The following is a 21,346-nucleotide window of genomic DNA, read 5'->3' as shown; positions in this document are numbered from 1 at the left end:
ATCGTTTCAAGGCTATTGACTCAGTCTCGCGTAATGTTGAGACTGACGTTAATTTCCGCATTTTTTATCCCCAATAACATCAGGTGCAGGGTACCTTTTCAAACAGGCCAAAAGTGATGACAACTACTAACATTGCCGTAATCGGCGAATGCATGATCGAACTGTCGCAGAAGGGCACGGATCTTAACCGTGGATTTGGCGGCGATACGCTGAACACTGCCGTTTACATTGCCCGTCAGGTAAACGCCGATAAGCTGGGTGTGCATTACGTGACCGCACTCGGCACCGATAGCTTCAGTACCGAGATGGTGGCTGCCTGGCAAAAAGAAGGGGTGAAAACCGACCTGATTCAGCGACTGGACAACAAATTACCCGGTTTATACTTCATTGAAACCGACGATAGCGGCGAGCGTACGTTCTACTATTGGCGTAATGATGCTGCTGCCCGTTACTGGCTGGACAGCCCGGAAGCAGAAAAAATCGGTCAATCGCTAGCACAGTTTGACTATCTCTACCTGAGCGGCATCAGTCTGGCGATTCTGAACGCCGAAAGCCGTCAGCGTCTCCTCGCCCTGCTGCGCGCCTGCCGCGCCAACGGCGGTAAAGTGATTTTTGATAACAACTACCGCCCACGTCTGTGGCAGAGCAAGGAAGAAACGCAGCAGGCCTACACCGACATCCTGTCCTGTACCGATATCGCTTTCCTGACACTGGATGACGAAGACATGCTGTGGGGCACGAAGCCACTGGAAACGGTGCTGGATCGAACACACGGTTTGGGCGTTAACGAAGTGGTCATCAAACGCGGTGCCGATTCCTGCATCGTGTCTGAACGCGGACAAGAGCTGGTTGATGTCCCAGCGGTCAAACTGCCAAAAGAGAAAGTGGTCGATACCACCGCCGCAGGCGACTCTTTCAGCGCAGGTTATCTGGCAGTACGTCTGAACGGCGGCAGCACGCAGGAAGCCGCACAGCGCGGTCACCTGACGGCCAGCACGGTCATTCAATACCGTGGCGCAATTATCCCGCTAGAGGCAATGCCTGCATAAACAGGCTGTCGCGTGATAATAAGTAAAAGGCCGCAATCGCGGCCTTTTCTATTTACTGATTAATGAGTTACTGATTAGCGAATTACTGTGCGGCGGGTGCCGTTTCCTGCGGTTTCGTTCCTTCAGGAATAGCCCCTTCCGGCGCAGCCGCCGCGGTACTGGCAACCGGCTCGGTCGCCGGTGTCATAATACGGTCGTAGGCTTCCTGCAACGCTTTCATATTCGCTTCCGGTTCACCGGGCTGTTGGATCAAAATCAGCGTCGTATCCTGTACCAGTTGCTGGTGCAGTTCCTGATTCAGCATATCGAGCGTCAACGCGGACAGATAGGTCTGGCGCAGTTTCTGATACTGCTCGGGAGAAATATCTACGACGCCATTCTGCTGGGAGCGCAGTCGCTGATCCATCAGGATGTCCGTGCTGGTCCGCGCATAGGTCGCAAACAGCTTGTTCAGTTCGTCCGTCTTGCGCGCAATCAGCGCATCAAACTCTTGCTGTGTCAGCCCTTTTTCACGCAGCGTCGCCAGCTCACGCGCCATAAACGTCACGCCCAGCTCAACGCCGTCGCTATTCGGTACATCCATATGAATTGCACACTGAGAACGGGTATAAAACACATTGCAGTCGAAACGGAGGTTGTTGCTCTTCAGCGAGCTCTTCTCCAGCACCTGCTGTAGGTGCCAGAACATCGCCTCCCGCGTCATATCACCCAGCCAGTAGCGAACCAACGCCTGCGATTCACGAATCGGGTGCCACGGGGCATCCCACATTAGCGACAGCGTATCCTGCTGGACGTTGTTATTCATCAGGCTGATCGCCTGCGGCGGTAGCGGGCTCAGTGTCGGCAACGGCGCGGGTGATTCACGTTTCCCTTCCAGCGGGGAGAAGACTTTCCCGATCTGCTCGATCACGCTGCGGTTATCCACATGACCGACGATGTAGAGCGTCATCGCATCGGGTGTGTACCACGTTTTATAAAACTGCTGGAGCTGCTCGCCATTCAACGGCGGTTTGACGTCCTGAGCAGGATCGTGCGCCAGCAGGGGTGAGCCTTTCAGGCGATAGCGCCAGCTCGGATCCTGTGGGTTAACTGGAAAGGTTGCCACCTGATCGGGCACCTTCAACGCAGCCTGTAGGCGTTTTTCATCAAACGTCATCTGCCCTGCGCTTTCCGAAAGCCACGTCAGCGCTTCTTTCAGCAGTTCGGGGCGATTATTCGGCAAACTCAGGTTATACGACGTGAAGTCGTACGAGACAATGACCGGAGGCAAGACGCGTGAGCTGTTAGCGTCCCGCATCCACATGGAAGGTCGCTGAGCGGCGGACAGCTTATCGCTGGGCGCTAAGGCCAGACGGGGAAGAAAATGGGCAAAACCTACCTGCTGGGCGTTTTCCAGCAGCGACCCGGCATTAACAACCAGACGCAGTTCAACCCGATCGCTGGGGCGCTGTGGCGTGGTTAATAACTGCCAGGTAAAACCATTATCAAGCTTACCCTGCTGCCAGGCAGGATCGGGCTGTAGTGCTTCAGCCTGCACGCCGCTGCTGACCACGGCCAGCAACAAACCACCAACGAAAAGCGCCTTTTTGGTGCCCTGCATGTGAACCCCTACTCATAGCTATCCAACATAATAAATGTGGTTATTGTTGATCATTATAGTGGCCTTGCGTCTGCCACCGCACACTCTCGTGGATATATCACGGAAAAAATTGAAGACGCGAAGTGTACCATTCCCTTGGACAGCGCGCTTTTGTCTATGTCACCTCAAGAGGCGAAATAATCCGCAAAAAAGGAAAAAATAGTCATATTTAACAATATTTTTACGTTTCTTGGCGAGCAAGAAAAGGAAGGGAAACAGTTTGGTTCGATATGTTGGCAGACAAAAAAATTCCCCACAGAGCGTTAGCGCCGTGGGGAATTGACTTAGAAAACTATACCGGAATGATGACTATACGTTGGAATTATGACTGTGCAGTCGGTGTGGCTGCGTTATCGTTTTTGTTGGTGCCAGACAGCTCAGCATCCAGTTTCTTCTCATCCAGCTCGCGGCAGTATTTTGCTACCACGATGGTCGCCACACCGTTACCAATCAGGTTAGTCAGCGCACGGGCTTCTGACATAAAGCGGTCAATACCCAGAATCAACGCCAGACCGGCAACAGGCAGGTGGCCTACGGCAGACAGCGTTGCCGCCAGCACGATGAATCCACTTCCCGTCACGCCCGCTGCACCTTTAGAGGACAGCAGCAGAACCACCAGCAGGGTAATCTGGTGCCAGATATCCATATGGCTGTTAGTCGCCTGAGCGATAAATACCGCCGCCATCGTCAGATAGATGGAGGTGCCATCCAGGTTGAACGAGTAGCCGGTAGGAATCACCAGACCCACTACGGATTTTTTACAACCGACCTTCTCCATCTTCTCCAGCATACGTGGCAGCACGGATTCAGAAGAGGATGTGCCCAGTACGATCAGCAGTTCTTCACGGATGTAGCGAATAAATTTGAAGATGCTGAAGCCCGTCGCTCTGGCAATGCTGCCCAGCACCAGGAACACGAACAGTACACAGGTGATGTAGAAGCAAGCGATCAGCTGTCCCAGTTGTATCAGCGTACCGACACCATATTTACCGATGGTGAAGGCCATTGCACCGAACGCACCCAGCGGAGCCAGTTTCATGATCATGTTAATGACGCCGAAAATGACCTTGGAGAAGCTATCGATCACGTCAAAAATCATTTTGCCTTTTGGCCCTAAGCGGTGCAGCGCAAAGCCGAACATCACAGCAAACAGCAGAACCTGCAAGATATTACCGCTGGCAAACGCACCGACCACACTCCCCGGAATCACGTCCATCAGGAACGGAATCAGACCCTGTTGCGAAGCCTGTTGGGTATAAACCGCCACCGCAGACGCATCAAGTGTACTTGGATCGATGTTCATGCCCACGCCAGGTTGCACCACGTTGACGACGACCAGACCGATAATCAGCGCAATCGTACTCACGACTTCAAAATACAGCAGGGCGACCGCGCCAGTACGACCGACCGACTTCATACTTTCCATGCCTGCGATACCGGTTACTACCGTACAGAAGATAACCGGCGCAATAATCATTTTAATTAATTTAACAAACCCATCGCCCAGCGGCTTCATTTGCTCGCCAAGCTGGGGGTAGAAATGCCCCAACAGAATCCCTATTGTAATGGCAGCAAGAACTTGAAAATAAAGACTTTTAAAAATTGATGTTTTCATACATACGTCCTATGGTGGGGAAAACACAGGAGGGGAATAGGGTACGAAAATGCCGCCTGTGATTGCGCCGAAAAGTAACATTGCAATAACAAGCTGAGAATGTTTTATAAGTTTAGTTTGTGAACAACAGGTTAAAAACAAGAGCTGAATCACGTCAGCAGGAATTATAAAGAAACATCAGTGCAATTTACCTGTAACAGATGCACATTTTTTCGGCAGAAATATTGCCTTGAAAAACCCTCAAACCCCGTCATACGGGGAATGTGCCGTTCAGGAAACCTTTCTATGAAAAGTAACATTTGCGTTACCTGCAAATACTCAGGAAGGCACCGTAAGAGGATGAATCCCGGATTTTTTATCACGCCGCGCCAGCTGCATAGCAAAACGTGCCTGTGATAAAAGCAGTGCCGCGTCTTCGGGTCGAGGATCGGTAATAGTAAGGATACCCACGCTGACAGCCCGTGCAGACAGGGAGCCAGCAGGTAAAAAGGGAGAATTAATCGCCAGCATCACGTTTTGCGCCCAATCTTGCGCCTGTCCGGCGGATTGCAGCTGCTTCCCGATGATAGCGAACTCATCACAGTCGAGACGCGCCAGATAGATGAGCCCAGCCTCGTTCTGTTCTTCAATCACTGCGCTGAGCTGCTTCGCTAGCGTGTCTACCTTATCCTGTTTGCCAGCAGAGGAATCCAGCCCGAACACCAGCAGACTGAACGGTGTGGCATCGGCCAGACGCTGTTCAAGACGTCGCATAAAGTATGCGTTGTCCGGCAACCCCGCCCCTCCCGTTCCAGCAGAAAGCGACTGCGCCAGCAGTTGTTGATTGCGGTTATAACTGCGCACCAGCGCGCCCAGCTCATCGTCCTGATGCCAGGGCGGCAGCGTAAGCGGACGGTGGAGCATGTCGTCCGGCGGGAGATTCTGTAACTCGACAATAATCCCACGCAGCGGGTGTATCAACAGGCGGTTGATGCACCAGGTAATGGCGATCGACATAATCAGCGCCAGCAGCAGATACGTCGCCAGCATGGTTGAAAAAGTGCTGACGATAAATTGATACATCCGGTAGGAGTCCGCCTGCAACACCAGATGCGCTAGCGGAGCCGAATACTGCGTCTGTGGCGGTGAATAAAGCGGAATAGAAATGCGAATTGGTAACTTAAAGACTCGCGCGATCCAATCCGGCACTGGGCGCTCTTTCGGGAAATTCGCGTGTAGCGTCTGGAAATCATCCGGCAGCAGCACATCTGCCCGGCTCAGAAAGGCAACGGGTAATAAGCTGTCCAGAATATTGCCCGCCCGCTGCACTTCACCTTGTAACACCGCATCCGTCAGCGGTTGACGCACGGAATAGGCGATGCTCTCCAGTTGCTTGGCATAATCTTCACGGCGCTGATGAACGAAGTGAAAGAGCTGTATGACGATAAACAGGCTGATCGTCACCAGTGCCACGGCAGACACGGCTGTCATCTGTTTAATCGTTAATGAACGTCTGAGCCGCAAGCGCTTTCTCCGTCAACCTTTATACAAACCTGGATACCTGACCCACCAAACCACAAACAGGTGAGCAATATACAACGCGAAAAATGCGCACGCGTTACACACAGCAACACGATTGATACGCGGCAAATAGTATAAGGCAGCTTATCGTCGCCTTAATGCTGTTTTCTGTTGATGTTCGGGGGATTTCATCTTAATCCTAGGCTAGCAGCAGTAATGCGGCCTCAGAATAGGGGATATACCCTGCATAAGCCAGTATCGCTATTCGGGGAGCAGACTGAAGAATCGGGCAGGATTCTCGCCTGCCTGAGGCGGACTTTAAGTGACAGCATCAGGAAACGTTGAGGGCTTCACCTTTACGCCATTGGCGCGGGCTAATGCCAAACCAGCGACGGAATGCACGGGAAAAGGCGCTCACCTCGGAATAGCCGAGCAACAGCGCCATTTCCGAAATCGGCAGTTGCTTCTGTTGAAGATAGTGTGTCGCCATTTCACAGCGCAGTTTGTCTACCAACAGAGAGAAGCTGAGTCCTTCCTCTCGCAGACGACGCTGGAGCGACCAACTGGACAACCCCACCTTCTCCGCCACCTCTTCCAGCGTCGGCTCTTTCTGCATCAATAATAGATGAACCTGCGTACGCACCTGATCGACAATACTTTGCTGCGGTGACGTCTCGTTCAGACGGCGAATCGCATCTTGCATCACCAGCAGCAATGTCATGTCGCGATCCGGCATGGTGCGGGTCAGTTGGTGTTTGGGAATAAGCAGAGAATTATAGGGTTGATCGAAGTAAACCGGTGCATCGAACACCTTACAGTGCTCATGCCACATTTCCGGGCGCGGATGCTCAAAATGCACTTCACGCGGTGCCCAGTGCTTGCCCAAAACATGGCGAATCAGGTTGAGCAGCATACCCAGCGTCAGTTCAGCATCCTGCCGACGATGCAGAATAGCGCCGTGCCGAACCTGGTAATCCAGCCGCCAGCAGTCGCCTTTATCCACCATGCGCGTCAGCGTGTCGTGCTGATGGCAGGGAAACGCCTTCACCACATTGTGCAGCGCCTGCTCCAGCGTATCCGAACATAAACCGATATAGCCGATCAGGCCTAATGACTGCGGTTTAAACTGCTTGCCGTAGCGTAAACCGAAATTATCAACGCCTGAATTACGCGCGGCTTCCTCCATCACACGGCAATAGTTCACCAGCCCCAGACTGAGCGTCGGGCTGGCGAGCTGCTCGGGATCGACGCCGCTGATGCCGAATATACGATCGGCATCACCGCCATTATCATGGATAAAGTCGCCGAGTCCGGTTGCCGCCGCCGCCAGCACGCCACAATTGCGGGAGAACGCCGCATTCAGCGCCGAAGAGTACGTCACGTTTTCCATTGCCTTTCACCTCGCCGTATCACACAACCCGCCAACGGGCCATGAAACGATCAGCAGACTTCATACCAGCAAGTTTCATACCAGAGCGTGAGGAAGCGAAATCAATGGGTTACAAATCTCTTGTGGGACGAGCAGGCATTACGATAGCGCACGCTGCCCGTCCGTGGTGCATTCAGGCCACGCCAATCGGCAGATCGCTGGTTTCCAGATAGCGCCGACACAGACGCACGCTGTGTTTTGCCCAGTCTGGCCCAAGACTCTGCGCCATCTCGGTTTCTGCGTGCGACCCTACCCACGCCGTAAGCTGGATGCGCCGCTGGATCAACAGCGTCGGCAACAGCGCCAATTCCTCATCGCTGACGTGCGCCACACGTTCATAACCACACAGCCAGTTTTCAACCCACTCCGCCGCACGCGGATGGTGCTCGACAAAGCTGATCGCTGCGGCCAGATCGTGCAGATACCACCCCATACCGCAGTCATCAAAATCGATAACTCGCGTTTCGCCGCGATGCAGAAGCAGATTGGTCAGGCGCAGGTCGGCATGAATCAACCCGTAGCGGTGCGACGCTTTGCCAAATTCCGCCATTTCCGCCCCCATACGCCCGATGGCCTCCTCGACAATACCGTGTTCGCCACGCGATAGGTTCGGCGCGTCACGCCAGTTTCCCCAATGACTCTGCGCGCTGACCATCGTGTGATGATCCCAGACAATACGCTGGAAACCGTCAGGTTTTTGCCATTGGCGGCTATGCTGGTGCAGGCGAGCGGTGATCTCGCCCAGTTGCTGGAACGCTCGCGGATCAATACTGGTGGTCGGCATCTCGCCGTCAATCCAGTGAAACAACACGGCATAGCGACAGGAACCGTCGGATAAACCCAGTGACTGCACACGCTCCCCGTCCACATTACGAACCGCTTCCGGCACGGCAATGCCCGTCTCTCGCAGCGCATCCAGCCACAGCAGCTCGCTTTCAATCTCTGCTTTCTGGTGATAGTGGCTACGATGTAGCCGCAGTGCATAACGCTTACCTGCCGACGAAACAAGAAACGTCGCATTTTCCGAGCGGCACAGCAGCCGCACTTCCCCTTGTAGCGCCGCCGGGTAGCAAGCAAGCGCCCGGTGCGCCAGCGCGGTAATTTCTGCATTATTTAAGGTGTCATATTGTTTAGCACTCATGGTTCCCACTCCGACGCGAGTCAACGAGCGTTCAGCATGGCGTGTGTCGTACAGAGAAACTTGACGCACCAGAACCTCGGTTTGACCCCAGAAGGCGCAGGCGCGATACCCACCGTAAAAGTTGACTTCAGCGCGCAGCATTCGATACGCCAGCGTCAAGTTTTCCACCAACAAGCGTGGGCATTATCGCTACACAAGCCAACAGGGGTTGCCGTACTGGCCCTGAATAACCATGAGCAGACTGACGGGGATAATGTGATGACGAGCAAATTAACGCCCACGCTGGGCACCCTGCATTTGTGGGGTATCGCGGTAGGACTGGTAATTTCTGGTGAATATTTTGGCTGGAGCTACGGCTGGGGTGTCGCTGGCACGTTGGGATTTTTAGTCACGACGCTGTTCATTGCCGCCATGTACACCTGTTTTATTTTTAGCTTTACCGAACTCACCACGGCGATCCCCCATGCTGGCGGCCCTTTTGCCTATAGCCGACTCGCGTTCGGCGATCTGGGTGGCCTGATTGCTGGTATGGCCACGCTGATTGAATTTGTTTTCGCACCACCAGCCATTTCAATGGCGATTGGTGCCTATCTGAACGTGCAATACCCCGAGTTGAATCCCAAATTCGCGGCAGTTGGCGCATACCTTATCTTTATGAGCCTGAACATTCTCGGCGTGAAGCTGGCGGCGATGTTTGAGCTGGTAGTCACGCTGCTGGCCGTCATGGAACTGCTGGTGTTTATGGGTGTGGTTGCGCCAGGCTTTAGCCTGAGTAATTTCGTGGCACACGGTTGGGCGGGACAACATGAATTTTCACCCGCGGCCATTTCCGGTATGTTTGCAGCGATACCGTTCGCCATCTGGTTTTTCCTCGCCATCGAAGGCGCAGCAATGGCTGCCGAGGAGGCGAAAGATCCGAAACGCACCATCCCACGCGCCTACGTGAGCGGCATCCTGACGCTGGTGGTGCTGGCAATTGGCGTGATGGTGATGGCTGGCGGCGTGGGCGACTGGCGTCAGCTCTCCGACCTCAACGATCCTTTGCCACAGGCAATGAAACTCATCGTCGGGGAAAACTCCAACTGGATGCACATGCTGGTGTGGATTGGTCTGTTCGGTCTTATCGCCAGCTTCCACGGTATTATTTTGGGCTATTCTCGCCAGTTCTTCGCACTAGCGCGCGCAGGCTATCTTCCGCCGGGGCTTGCCAAGCTGTCCCGCTTCCACACCCCACATCGCGCCATTCTGGCTGGTGGCGCAATCGGGATTGCCGCCATCTTCTGCGACGGGATTAACCTACAGGGCATGAACCTGACGGCAGCGATGATTACCATGGCGGTTTTTGGCGCCATCGTCATGTACATCATGAGCATGTTAAGCCTGTTCCGCCTGCGCCGTAGCGCTCCCAATATGGCACGCAGCTATCGTGCCCCCGGTTACCCCATCGTCCCCGCGTTCGCCCTCGTCTGCGCCATCATCTGCCTGATTGCGATGCTCTGGTTCAACCCGGTGATCGGTGGGCTGTTCTGCACCTTTATGCTGCTCGGCTACCTCTATTTCCTGACGACCAAAGCACGACGGGAACATCTGCTCGAGCCGCTTGTCGCCGATGCCAACTAGCACTGCAGCGCACATTTTATAACGGGAGAGAGTATGTCAACACGTTCAACCATCATGGATACCAACAGCTTCCGCGCCGAACATGCCGACGGCAAGAAATACCTCGATGTATAGGCACAGGTGTGATCGTGACGCGTGAAGCCTACCACGGCACCAGCGATCTGACCTCCGGCGTCTCACCTGCATTGGGCAGCGGCCAGCCGTTGGCGGCGACCACGCAGTTGGTTCCACCACCGGATGCCTATCGGGTCAATGCACCGGATCTGGGCTGCTGGCAAAAAGCGACGTACTCGCCGCCTTCAGCGACCAGATCCCCTACTTCAATACGTTCGGTGGGAATCCGGTGGCGATGACCGCGGCACAGGCGGTGCTGAAGGTGATTCACGATGAGCAGCTTCAGGAACACAGCCGCATCGTGGGTGCACAGTTGCTGGCGGAACTCACTACTCTTCAAGAAAAATACGCCAGTGTAGGCAACGTGCGCGGTGCTGGGCTATTCATCGGGTTTGAGCTGGTGAGTGACAGAGAGAACAAAACGCCGGATAAAGCACTGGCGCTGAATCTAACGGAAGCGCTACGCGACAACGGCGTACTGACGTCCGTGGCGGGTCCTTATGGCAACGTGCTTAAACTGCGTCCGCCGCTGGCATTCCAGAAACAAGATATCGACTGGCTGGTCGGCGCACTGGATGACTGTCTGGGGGCGCTAACGCGTACTTGATTTCGATCTCTTCCTCCTCATAGGGTTTCCATCGCAGCGGAAACCCTATGATAAATATCAAGATTACACTATCTTGCAATAGAGTTACCTTCTGAATATTCTCAAGCCAATGATAAATATTGCTTTTATTCTTATTAATTAAATTTCTCAATGCATTCTGTCGAATTTCTATCGGGCATCGAGTTTACCTAGCCACGGAATATGGCATTTGTGTATATAAGCGCAAAATGTAAATCAACGTAAGGATTGCGTTCATTTTGTGTAAAACCCTTTCTTTTATAAGCCTTATTTTTTTGAGCGTCAGCAGCTCAACCTTTGCCGCCACTGCCATCAGCCCAACGGATCGCGATGCGCTAGAACTCCAGCAAAAAGCATTATTGGAGCAGGCCAAGCAGCAGCGTTTATCGTTGGAAAACAACACCAACTTAACGATACCCACGGTCACTGAACCAACAGTAAAAGATGCCGTCTGCTTCCCCATCCAAAGCATTGTCTTTCACGGTGCAAACACTCTCTCGACGAAAGATCGGGCCGCTCTCCAGCAACGCTACCAAAATCGCTGCCTTGATTTAGCCACCATCCATAACGTCGTGAGGGAAACCACCAACACCTACCTCAATCACGGCTTTGTCACCAGTCAGGCCTATTTACAGGAGCAAGACCTCTCCGGCGGCACGCTCATCATCAGCGTCAGCGAGGGGAAGATTGAAGCGATTCGCATGGAAGGGGAAACACCACTCGCAATCAAGATGGCATTCCCCGGGCTGGAAGGACGTATTCTTAATCTGCGCGATATCGAACAAGGGATGGAACAGCTTAATCGCCTGCCTTCGCAACAGGTGGCGATTGATATTCAGCCGGGAAAACAAGCCGGAAGTTCGATTGTTTATCTAAAACGCACCACAAAATCCCGCCCTGTGGCCTTGTCTCTCAGCACGGACAACAGCGGACAAAAAAGCACGGGCCGCGAACAACTTTCCACTCATCTCACGCTCGATAACCCGCTGCGACTCGCTGACCGCTGGTGGCTCACCGCCAGCCGTGATAGCGCATTCAACCATCGCTACGGCAGCAAAGCCTTATCGGGCGGGATGTCCTTGCCTTATGGCTACTGGACGCTCGGCTATCAATACGCCTGGAACGACTTTTTCCAGCCGATCCCGATTGGCAGCAGCGCGTATCGCTATGAAGGCCAAAGCAATACCCACCGCCTAAGCCTCAACAGAACGCTCTATCGGGATGGGAAGCAAAAGCTGGCGCTGGATAGCGCGCTTTCTCGTCGACGCACCGAGAACCGCATGGCAGGCGAACGCCTTGAAGTCAGCAGCCCTACGGTCAGCAGCGCCAGTATTGGACTCAGCTACAGCACCACGCTGGCAGGTGGATATTTTACGCTCAACCCGATGCTAAGCCACGGCTTGAGGAGCTGGGGCGCGACGGATGACACAAAGGAAAACAGTGGCCTGCCACGCAGCGAGTTCCGTAAATTTAGCGTCAGCAGCAGCTATTTCTACCCGCTTGCACCTTCGCTGACCTTCCTGACCTCCCTCTACGGCCAAACCACGCCGGACAACCTGTATACCAGCGAACGCGTCTCGCTCGGCGGCGAGTATTCCGTGCGGGGCTTTAAGGAACAAACGCTGACCGGCAATCGGGGTTTCTACTGGCGTAACGAAGTGAACTGGCAATTCGCCACGCTGCCGTTCCTGGGCGATATCGCGCTCACAACGGCAGTGGATAGCGGATGGATCGCCGGGAAAACCGGCAAAGTTGATGGCGGCAATATGACCGGCGCTTCCGTTGGTCTGTCCGCGTCTTCACGTTGGGTAAGCCAATCCGTGTCGCTCGGCGTACCGCTGCATTTCCCGGACGATCTCCATCCCGATAACGCCGTTGTTTACTGGAACGTCTCCCTCCCCGTTACAGCACTTTTTGATTAAGAATTTATTCACAGCAAAAGGAAAACAAGGAAAGTCACATGGAAAAATTCAATAACCGCGCCACACGCGGACTTAGCTACCTGCTGATCTATCTGACCGCGATTCAGCCCTTACACCCTGCATTCGCGGCGCTCACGCCAGACGGCCCTCGTACGCAGGTCAACAACGCGGGTGCCGTCCCGGTCATCAATATCGCGACGCCAAATGCGGCAGGTGTTTCTCACAATACCTATAAAGATTTCAGCGTCGGAACACCTGGTGCCGTGCTAAATAACAGCATTGCCGCAGGTCAATCGCAGTTGGCCGGACAGTTAAACGCTAACGCCAACCTCAATGGCAAAGCGGCCGATTTGATTATCAACGAGGTGACGGGCTCCACCCGCTCAGACCTGCAAGGGAAAATAGAAGTATTCGGGAATAAAGCCAACGTATTGATTGCTAACCCGAACGGCATCACCTGTGACGGATGCGGGTTCATCAATACGCCTTCAGCCACGCTGACGACGGGTAAACCGGTTTTAGATCAGCAAGGCGCACTTGAAGCGCTGGAAGTTAAAAAAGGCAGCATCACCATTGGTGGCAAAGGCCTGGACGGTTCAGCAACGGACTATGTCGATATCCTCAGCCGGGCAACCGAACTGAACGGCAAAATCAACGCGAAAAGCCTAACACTGACTCAAGGCAGCAATCGGGTTGACTTCAAAACCGGCACGATCGCTCCTATCGCCGGAGAAGGTGCAAAACCACTACTGGCAATCGACACCAAAGCACTCGGCGGGATGTACGCTGAACGCATCCGGCTCGTGGCAACCGAGGATGGCGTTGGTGCGAACGTCGCTAACCTGACCAGCTCTCAGCAAGGCATTACGCTAGACAGCAAAGGTAAAATCCAGCTCGGTAATGTGCACGCGAAAACCGATATTAATCTGAATGCACAGCAGGTCGATATCGCCGCAGGCAATACGGTGAAAAGCGACCGCGATATCACGCTTGCCAGTACCACATTAAATAACCAAGGGAATATCGTCGCAGGCCAGGATATGCGCCTGTTCAACGATAGCCTGACCAACACGCAGGCCACCATTCAGGCCAACAATAACCTGTGGATTCAGAAAGACGCGACGGGAAACAAAGGCGTTAAGGTCGAAAACCGCTCGGGGACTATAAAGACCCAAACAGGTGACATGGTTATCCGTACGGGACAGTTAGATAATATCATTGATAGTATTAATGTTACTGAAAATAATATCCTACCAACAGAATCCAGAATATCTAACGACCGACTAGGTTGGCAGAATAGACATATCGAACCTTTTGGGCCAGTTGTTTTCCACGTCAGAGGCGCATTCTCTCCAGAAGAACCCAAAACATGGTTTAACACTGTAGATTTTAAAACTATATCCAACTTAAATGTGGAAAGAAAAGAGTATGGTACAGCGAAAACTCTGTCATCACTGATCTCAGTAGGTGGTGATGCATATATAAATGCAACATTATTAAATAACAAATTCAGCACAATACGCTCCGTGCATAATATAGTATTAACTGGAAATGATTTGTTTAATAAAAGTATGAGAATCGGCGTTGTCGATAGATATAACCTATTCTCCAAAAATCCAATTTTATACGAGTTAAAACCTGAATTATTATCAAATGACTATCCATATGAAATGCAGATGGGAGGAGTAACACGGTTTAAACATACAGCAGAAGCATTTTCATGGGATCAGAAGGAAAATCTCCTCGCAAGTATTATTTCAGAGGGAACACTAACTGCTGATTTTAAAAACTCAATCGCTGTTGAACAATCTAAACCTTACGAGAATACAGAAATATCGGAGAGCAGAGAAAGTGGGGAAGTCGCCTCTATTTCGGCGAGTGATATACTACTCAATGCGGGAAATATTCATCTTTCAGGAGGAGTGAAGTCAGACAATGATATTGTGCTTATCTCAGAAAAAAATATTATCTTAGATAATGCGTCACTGAATACAAAGAATTCAACTTCACTACTGGCTACAAACAACATTGATGCCAAACAAAGCAACATCATTAGCAAAAACATCAACCTGACCAGCAGAGAGGGAAATGTCAATATTTATTCAGACAATGCTGTCCGACATTATGCAACAGATGGTTCTCGTCAGTTCAGTACGTTAAACGCCGAAGGAGACTTATCCATTCAGTCAGGAAAAGACATCGTTTTGGATGGAGCCAACATTACCAAGAACCAGAATACATCATTACTGGCAGGTAATAATCTGACCATCAAGAATGATGATATACACCTCAATCAACAGCGTTTGGGTGTAACGCTCATCAATACCGAAAAGCAAAAAAGCGTTAATGACATCTTTAACCTGCTTGGACGCATTAGCTCAACAGGCAGTATTACGTTCAATGCTGGAAACACGCTGGATATCGCAGGTGTTTCGCTGAATGCAACAAAAGATATCAACCTGACAGCAGGGGCTGATATCAATCTGAGCCCGAGGGTACTTAACGCCGTTCCCGAAGAATTATTTGTCAACTCGCGACAGGCAGAACTTAGTAGTACCGTCAGCGCCGGAAACCAGCTGTTAATTTCCAGCGGAAAAGACTTGCTTGCACAATCAGCGACCTTATCTTCCAATGGCAACACAACCCTGCTCGCAGGCAATAGCCTAAAATTGCTTGCTACAGCCTACTCCGCCATTGATAGCCAGAACGACAATAATAAAGACGACCGAAATGTTACTGCCAAAGTTCATGCGGGAAAAAACCTGACGATAGCTTCCAATGGCGAATTTATCGCAACAGGAACCGATTTCTCTTCCGGTGGTGATATGACATTAAGTTCTGGCGGAAAAATGGAATTTAATGCCGTCGTTAATCATATCTATCGAGAAGGAAACAACGAATATAGCGAGTCCGTCACGCAAAAAAATGCCGTTTTAAACAGTGGTGGAATACTTACCCTGTTATCCAACGGCAGCATTCTCTTCCAGGCGACCCAGCTTATCGCTAAAGGTGCATTAGATGCGGCCGCCAAAGGCGGTTTCCTCTACGCACAAGCGGCGGAAGAAAGTAGCCATTACGAAAAAACCACCACCAAGCGCAAGTGGTACGGCAAGAAAACCACCATTCGACAAATCAGCCACAATGTGACAAATAAAGTGACAGAATTCACTGCTGGCGGTGATATTAATCTACTCAGCCGTGATGACAGCACCTATGAAGCCAGCAAAATAAACGCGGGCAAGAACGCCAAACTGACCAGTACTCAAGGCAGTATCAACTTTAAGGCGGTCAAGGACACCGCATTCGAGCAGACGATCACCACTTCAAAAGGGTTCTTCATTAAGAGTGCTGATAAAGGCTATACCAAAGACACCTGGTTGCTTCCAAGTATTCACTCTGGCGGCCAACTCACTCTTGATGCCGCCAGCGGGATTACTGCTGATGCAAAAACCCAGAATGCGCAGTCCCTGCAAAATGCTCTTTTGGTGTTGAGCAACAACCCCGGCACTGCCTGGCTTAAGGATTTAAACAGCCGCACAGATGTGCAATGGAACACGGTACAAGATGCCTACAGTACTTGGAACCACACCACACAAAGCCTGAACCCCGTTGTTGGAGCCGTGATTGCGATTGCCGTTGCGGCGGTAACCGCAGGAGCGGGGCTGGCTGCCGCCGCAGGTAACATGGCAGCTGGTGCTGTGGGAACGGGAGCCAGCGCGACAACAATCGCTGTCGTAAACGGTGCAGCTTATTCAGGCATGACGGCACTGACCTCGCAGGCAGCAGTCGCGCTGGTGGATAACAAAGGCAACCTGTCCAAAACGTTCCAGGCCATGAGCAGCAGCGACTCGGTCAAATCACTGGTTACCTCAATGGTGATCGGCGGCGCATTAGCAGGCTTCGATGAAGTCATGCAATTTAGTCAGGCCACTAACGGCACAACCGTAATCGACCCCGCTAAGGCTAAGCTACCCATGCTCAGCAACGGTGACTGGAGTAAGGTGGCGCAACGTGTCGCCGGACAGTCAGTTATCAGCTCCAGCATCGGCACCGCGATTAACGGCGGTAGCTTCAAAGATAATTTCACCACGGCACTCCTGAGCAATATCGGCAGCCAGATCAATGCCGAAGGTGCAAAACTGATTGGGGATAACGGCACTATCCTTGGCGTGCCGGGCAAGACGCTCAGTCATGCCGTTGTCGCAGGCGTAGCAGCTGAAATCAGCGGTGGTAACGTCAAAGGCGCTGCGGCTGGTGCGCTGGCAGCAGAGTTGGCGGGCATAATAATCAACGATAATCTTGTAAAATCAGAGGGATGGCAAGAAAAACAGGCTCAAATCAGCCGCTTTGCAGGTGCAGTTATGGGAGCAGTTGCCACAGGCAAAGCCAGTGGCGTCAATAGCGGTGCCAGCGCTGCTGAAATTGTTGAACGTTTTAACCGGCAATTACACCTTGATGAAATTCAGGCCATCCAAGAACTTGCCAAAGGTAATAATGAAAAGGAAATGCGCCTGTTGGCTGCGTCCTGCCGCAAAGTTAACTGTGTGGCGCAGGAATCGTTAGATTCTGCCGAACGCCAGCAATACGAAATGTTGATGGAAATGTACCCCACAACGCGCGAAGAAGATGGAATACTCGCCAATTATTGGGTGCAAAAAGATCGGCAACGCACAAGTAATTACCCGCTCTATGTTGGTTATGACATGGAACAGTTGTTTACTTATACTACAGGCGACAGCATTTCTGATGGTCAGATGTTTGCCAGAAACCGATGGATTGAAAATTTTAGCCAGATGACGGGCTGGTCTAAGGACACAGTAGAAACTTTAGGTTTTGGTATTTCGATAGCGAGTACATTCGCAGGCATAGGCAAGGCAGGCGTCGGTAATCAATACCTGTCAAAAAGCCTCGTGACGCCAACCGCAGGCTGGAAAAGTTATCTGGTTAATGAGAAGACCATACAGCAAGCGGCTGGTTTTAGGCAGCAGGTGACAGATTTAAGAGCAGGACTACCATCAGATCCCAAACGTAGTGGTAATGTTGCCGTCGCAGATATTAATATCCCCGGCATTCCAAAAACACTAGCTGCGCATAGTGGTGTGAATGTATCCGGTAATGGCTTAGTTGGTAAAGGAAGTGAGAGTTTCAAATACCAAGAGATACCTAATAATAAGGGGTTTATAATAGCCAGAAATACGGATTCAGAATATAAGATACTGGATAATATTTCAGACAAATTAGCTGGTAATATATCAGCTAAAGGAACGGTTACTATCTTTACAGAGCGTCCAGCCTGTGGAAGTTGCTTAGGAGTTGTAGAGCAATTTCAGCAAAGATACCCTGGGATTGAAGTGAAAATACTTGACAACAACGGGATTACATTGAGACCAGGAGCAAAAAAATGACAGAGGAAAGAATTAATTATGAAGAAATTAAAAACTCTCTTTTAAGATATTATTATGCCTATTGCAGGAATAAAATTGAGTCGTTTAATCGCCGAGGTGAAAGATGGGCTGAACATGAGTCAGAGATCGGCTATGCATACTATCAGTTTGAAAATGCCTATGCATTAGATATAGAAAACCTAATGCTCGACGTGGTCACATTGGTTTTAATGGCAGGAAGGGGACCACAACAGGTTGAAAAAAATTTACGTAACAGTATAAACAGTATCCTCTCAAATCAAGGTTTGGATAAACTAACCCAAGATATTACCGAGGAGGAAAGATCAGATCTTCTCTATGATATGTCTTTATTAGGGTTAATTGATAAAAAATCAGAATAACGCAGACAGAGCAGCCCTTTCGGGCTGCTAACTTATAGGAAAGTAAAATCAATACCCTATCGCTGCTCCGGCCGGGCGGCGCATGTCATTTGCGCCGTACAGGTAACCTTCACGTACTTTGCCAGATACCGCCGAGTCATTGCCTGAATCCGCAGGCGTCACGCCCGCCGCACCCGGTAAGCCGACCAGAATCAGCTCCGCTGCCCCCCAAGGCGTTTGTTCCACCATCTTGTAGCCGCGCTGCTTCAGCAGGTTCAGCGTATCGGCAGACAGCCCGCGCTGTTCGTAATACACCTCGTCCGGCAGCCACTGATGATGGATGCGCGGTGCGTCCACCGCTTCTTGCGGTGCCATGCCGTGGTCGATGATATTCAGCGCCGTTTGCAGCGTGATGGTGATAATGCGCGAACCGCCGGGTGAACCGAGCACCATGAAGACTTTGCCGTCTTTCGTCACCAGCGACGGGCTCATGGACGAAAGTGGGCGCTTACCGGGGGCGATCGAATTACGTTCCCCTTGCACCAGTCCGTACAGGTTTTTCTCGCCAACCTTCACGGTAAAGTCATCCATTTCGTTATTGAGGAAGAAGCCCGTACCCGGCGCGATCACCACCGAACCAAAACGCCCATTCACGGTATACGTGGTAGACACCGCGTTACCCTGATTATCCACGATGGAGTAGTGCGTGGTTTCCGGTCGCTCGTGTGGGCCAATCCCCGGCTGCACGTTTTTGGACGGCGTCGCGTTCTCCGGTTCGATTTGTTTGCGAATTTCAGCAGCGTAGTCCTTACTCAGCAGGCGCTCGACGGGATTACTCACAAACGCCGGATCGCCAAGATACGTGTTGCGGTCCATGTACGCGTGGCGCATCGCTTCCGTCAGCACATGCACGGTAGCCGCCGAATTAAAGCCCGCCGATTTAATGTCGTAACCTTCGACAATATTGAGAATTTCACACATCGTGACGCCACCGGAGCTGGGCGGCGGAGAAGAGACAAATTGATAACCGCGATAGTTACAGGTTACCGGTGCCGTTTCGGTAATGCGGTAATCGGCAAAATCAGCCGCCGTTAGAATGCCGCCGCCCTGCTTTGCCGCCTTCTCCACCGTCTGTGGGATCGTGCCTTTGTAGAAAGCATCCGGCCCTTTCGCGGCAATCGCCGCCAGCGTATTCGCCAGATCGGTTTGCACCAGCTTATCGCCGGGCTGCAACGCGCTGCCGTCAGGGCGCAGGAAAATACGCGCCGCTTCAGGATCGGCTTTGAAGCGCTTTACCGTGGTGTCCAGAATATCGGTATCCGCTCGCGTAAGCTCAAAGCCTTCACGCGCCAGTTTAATCGCCGGTGCCATCACCTGTTCGCGCGTCAATTTGCCGTATTTTTGCAGCGCAGTATCCAGCCCCAGCACCGTTCCCGGTACGCCAGCGGCCAGATAGCCGTACAGGCTCGCGTCTTTTTTCACGCTCCCATCAGCCTTCAGATACATGTTGGCGCTAGCTGCCGCAGGTGCCGTTTCACGGAAGTTGATAAAGGTGTCTTTCCCATCGGCCAGGTGCAGCGTCATAAATCCACCGCCGCCGATATTGCCACAGCAGGGGTTTACCACCGCCTGCGCGTAACCTACGGCCACGGCGGCATCAATCGCATTGCCGCCCATTTTCAGGATATCGACGCCAATCTGCGAAGCCAGATATTGCGAACTGACCACCATACCGTTTTTCGCTTCCACCGCAGGGGCAGACGCCGCCTGCGCGGTTCCACTCACTAGCAGCGCCGCCACGCTCAGCGACAGCAACCATTTTCCCGATACCGCTCTTCCCAATGCTGCGTTTCTTATTCTCATGAAGACCCCTTTATTCCATTGATTTCACTGGGTGCGTTTTATCGCACATCCATGATCCTTAGCCGTTCAGCCTTGTGCTACAACGGCCGCGCAGGCAGCCATGAACGTAACCGCGCGCCAAACACATTCACCAGCAGGCCGACCATAATCAGCAGCGCGCCCACAATTTGTAATAATGAAAGAGATTCGCCGAGGAACACGGCGGCGCTGACCAACCCAACCACCGGCACCAGCAGCGACAGAGGTGCCACACGCCAGGTTTCATAGCGCGCCAGCAGGCTTCCCCAAATCCCGTAGCCGATGATGGTTGCCGCAATTGCCAGATAAACCAGAGATAATATCGTCGGTAGTTGGATGGTCGTTAAACTATGGACAATCGCGTCCCGACCTTCAAACAGCCAGGAGCTGATGAAAAACGGCACGACAGGCACCAGCGCCCCCCACACCACCAGTGACATGATGCGCACGTCGCTGTTTTGGCTCATGATCACTTTATTGATAATGTTGCCCACCGCCCATGACAGCGCCGCCGCCAGCGTCAGTAGCAGCGTGGTGGTAGTCATTCCGGACGACATTTGCAGCGCTGTGCGACCTTCTGCCAGCACCACCATCCCTAGCGCCGCCACCAGAATGCCGACAACGTGATTCCAGCGAAGCTTTTCCGACAGCAAAACCGCACCAACCAGCAGTGTAAAAAAGGCCTGCGCCTGTAATACCAACGAGGCAATCCCCGCAGGCATGCCCAGCTTGATGGCGAGAAACAAAAAGCCAAACTGACCAAAGCTGATTGTCATGCCATAGGCGAGCAGCCATTTCAGGGGAATACGTGGGAAAGGAACAAAGAAAATTGCCGGGAGCGCCACCAGCGAAAAACGTAGCCCGGCCAGTAAGAAAGGCGGCATGTCGTTCAGCCCAACCTTGATCACCACGAAGTTCACGCCCCATAGCACGACAACACAAAGCGCAAGTAGCGCATCTTTCAACGACATCCTCATCCCCTGATCAAATACGTAACAGATACCTTCCTCAAGGTACGCGTAAAATGAAAAAACGGATAAGAAAAGA

At 52.1% G+C, this 21,346-nt stretch carries 12 protein-coding genes and 1 pseudogene; 6 read left to right on the top strand and 7 right to left on the bottom strand.

Annotated features, from left to right (window positions below):
• The first annotated feature begins 116 nt into the window (after positions 1-116).
• A complete protein-coding gene (kdgK, locus tag IG609_RS00310; RefSeq protein ID WP_180786878.1) occupies positions 117-1,049 on the top strand; it encodes a 2-dehydro-3-deoxygluconokinase in 933 nt (310 codons plus the stop codon).
• Between the two features lie 82 nt (positions 1,050-1,131).
• Here the strand turns inward: kdgK and IG609_RS00305 are convergent, their stop codons facing one another.
• From IG609_RS00305 to IG609_RS00285, 5 genes are all read right to left on the bottom strand, one after another.
• The gene (locus IG609_RS00305) at positions 1,132-2,649 is read right to left on the bottom strand and encodes a M16 family metallopeptidase (RefSeq protein WP_193397232.1); all 1,518 of its coding nucleotides are present in this window, start codon (positions 2,647-2,649) and stop codon (positions 1,132-1,134) included.
• Between the two features lie 361 nt (positions 2,650-3,010).
• On the bottom strand, positions 3,011-4,303 hold the full coding sequence (locus IG609_RS00300) for a dicarboxylate/amino acid:cation symporter (RefSeq protein WP_193397233.1): 1,293 nt from the start codon (positions 4,301-4,303) through the stop codon (positions 3,011-3,013).
• Positions 4,304-4,621: 318 nt separating this feature from the next.
• Entirely contained in the window at positions 4,622-5,773 is a 1,152-nt protein-coding gene (locus tag IG609_RS00295; protein WP_193400348.1) for a diguanylate cyclase domain-containing protein, read from the bottom strand.
• Between the two features lie 361 nt (positions 5,774-6,134).
• Complete coding sequence (gene qhpR, locus IG609_RS00290; RefSeq protein ID WP_193397235.1) at positions 6,135-7,193, bottom strand: AraC-like transcriptional regulator QhpR; 1,059 nt, start codon at positions 7,191-7,193, stop codon at positions 6,135-6,137.
• Positions 7,194-7,365: 172 nt separating this feature from the next.
• Positions 7,366-8,373: a phosphotransferase enzyme family protein gene (locus IG609_RS00285; RefSeq protein WP_193400346.1), complete on the bottom strand. Its 1,008-nt coding sequence runs from the start codon at positions 8,371-8,373 to the stop codon at positions 7,366-7,368.
• Positions 8,374-8,631: 258 nt separating this feature from the next.
• Between IG609_RS00285 and eat the strand changes: the two genes are divergently transcribed.
• The 5 genes and pseudogenes from eat (at position 8,632) to IG609_RS00260 (ending at position 18,439) form a co-directional block, all read left to right on the top strand.
• Positions 8,632-9,993, top strand: a complete 1,362-nt coding sequence (gene eat, locus IG609_RS00280) for an ethanolamine permease (RefSeq protein WP_116156622.1) — start codon at positions 8,632-8,634, stop codon at positions 9,991-9,993.
• 113 nt (positions 9,994-10,106) lie between these two features.
• Positions 10,107-10,714: pseudogene (locus tag IG609_RS00275) on the top strand (aminotransferase class III-fold pyridoxal phosphate-dependent enzyme); the annotation flags it as partial.
• A gap of 257 nt (positions 10,715-10,971) precedes the next feature.
• Entirely contained in the window at positions 10,972-12,654 is a 1,683-nt protein-coding gene (locus IG609_RS00270) for a ShlB/FhaC/HecB family hemolysin secretion/activation protein (RefSeq protein WP_193400344.1), read from the top strand.
• Positions 12,655-12,692: 38 nt separating this feature from the next.
• Positions 12,693-18,059 carry a DUF637 domain-containing protein gene (locus IG609_RS00265; protein ID WP_193400342.1) on the top strand — a complete coding sequence of 1,789 codons (5,367 nt, stop codon included), beginning with the start codon at positions 12,693-12,695 and terminating at the stop codon, positions 18,057-18,059.
• Complete coding sequence (locus IG609_RS00260) at positions 18,056-18,439, top strand: hypothetical protein (RefSeq protein ID WP_193400340.1); 384 nt, start codon at positions 18,056-18,058, stop codon at positions 18,437-18,439. The genes IG609_RS00265 and IG609_RS00260 overlap by 4 nt, the downstream gene beginning before the upstream one ends.
• Positions 18,440-18,487: 48 nt before the next feature.
• Here the strand turns inward: IG609_RS00260 and ggt are convergent, their stop codons facing one another.
• Positions 18,488-20,281: a gamma-glutamyltransferase gene (ggt, locus tag IG609_RS00255; RefSeq protein ID WP_193400338.1), complete on the bottom strand. Its 1,794-nt coding sequence runs from the start codon at positions 20,279-20,281 to the stop codon at positions 18,488-18,490.
• 77 nt (positions 20,282-20,358) lie between these two features.
• The gene (locus IG609_RS00250; protein ID WP_193400336.1) at positions 20,359-21,270 is read right to left on the bottom strand and encodes an EamA family transporter; all 912 of its coding nucleotides are present in this window, start codon (positions 21,268-21,270) and stop codon (positions 20,359-20,361) included.
• Positions 21,271-21,346: the final 76 nt, after the last annotated feature.

This window comes from Pectobacterium quasiaquaticum (assembly GCF_014946775.2).
Lineage (GTDB): Bacteria > Pseudomonadota > Gammaproteobacteria > Enterobacterales > Enterobacteriaceae > Pectobacterium > Pectobacterium aquaticum.
Note: the sequence above shows the minus strand (reverse complement) of the source record. Positions and strands in the feature narration are given on the sequence as shown.

Bases quoted from the DNA above. Each gene is read 5' to 3' on its own strand.
- kdgK (WP_180786878.1), top strand. From the start codon at position 117: ATGACAACTACTAACATTGCCGTAATCGGCGAATGCATGATCGAACTG.
- IG609_RS00305 (WP_193397232.1), bottom strand. From the start codon at position 2,649: ATGCAGGGCACCAAAAAGGCGCTTTTCGTTGGTGGTTTGTTGCTGGCC.
- IG609_RS00300 (WP_193397233.1), bottom strand. From the start codon at position 4,303: ATGAAAACATCAATTTTTAAAAGTCTTTATTTTCAAGTTCTTGCTGCC.
- IG609_RS00295 (WP_193400348.1), bottom strand. From the start codon at position 5,773: ATGACAGCCGTGTCTGCCGTGGCACTGGTGACGATCAGCCTGTTTATC.
- qhpR (WP_193397235.1), bottom strand. From the start codon at position 7,193: ATGGAAAACGTGACGTACTCTTCGGCGCTGAATGCGGCGTTCTCCCGC.
- IG609_RS00285 (WP_193400346.1), bottom strand. From the start codon at position 8,373: ATGAGTGCTAAACAATATGACACCTTAAATAATGCAGAAATTACCGCG.
- eat (WP_116156622.1), top strand. From the start codon at position 8,632: ATGACGAGCAAATTAACGCCCACGCTGGGCACCCTGCATTTGTGGGGT.
- IG609_RS00265 (WP_193400342.1), top strand. From the start codon at position 12,693: ATGGAAAAATTCAATAACCGCGCCACACGCGGACTTAGCTACCTGCTG.
- IG609_RS00260 (WP_193400340.1), top strand. From the start codon at position 18,056: ATGACAGAGGAAAGAATTAATTATGAAGAAATTAAAAACTCTCTTTTA.
- ggt (WP_193400338.1), bottom strand. From the start codon at position 20,281: ATGAGAATAAGAAACGCAGCATTGGGAAGAGCGGTATCGGGAAAATGG.
- IG609_RS00250 (WP_193400336.1), bottom strand. From the start codon at position 21,270: ATGTCGTTGAAAGATGCGCTACTTGCGCTTTGTGTTGTCGTGCTATGG.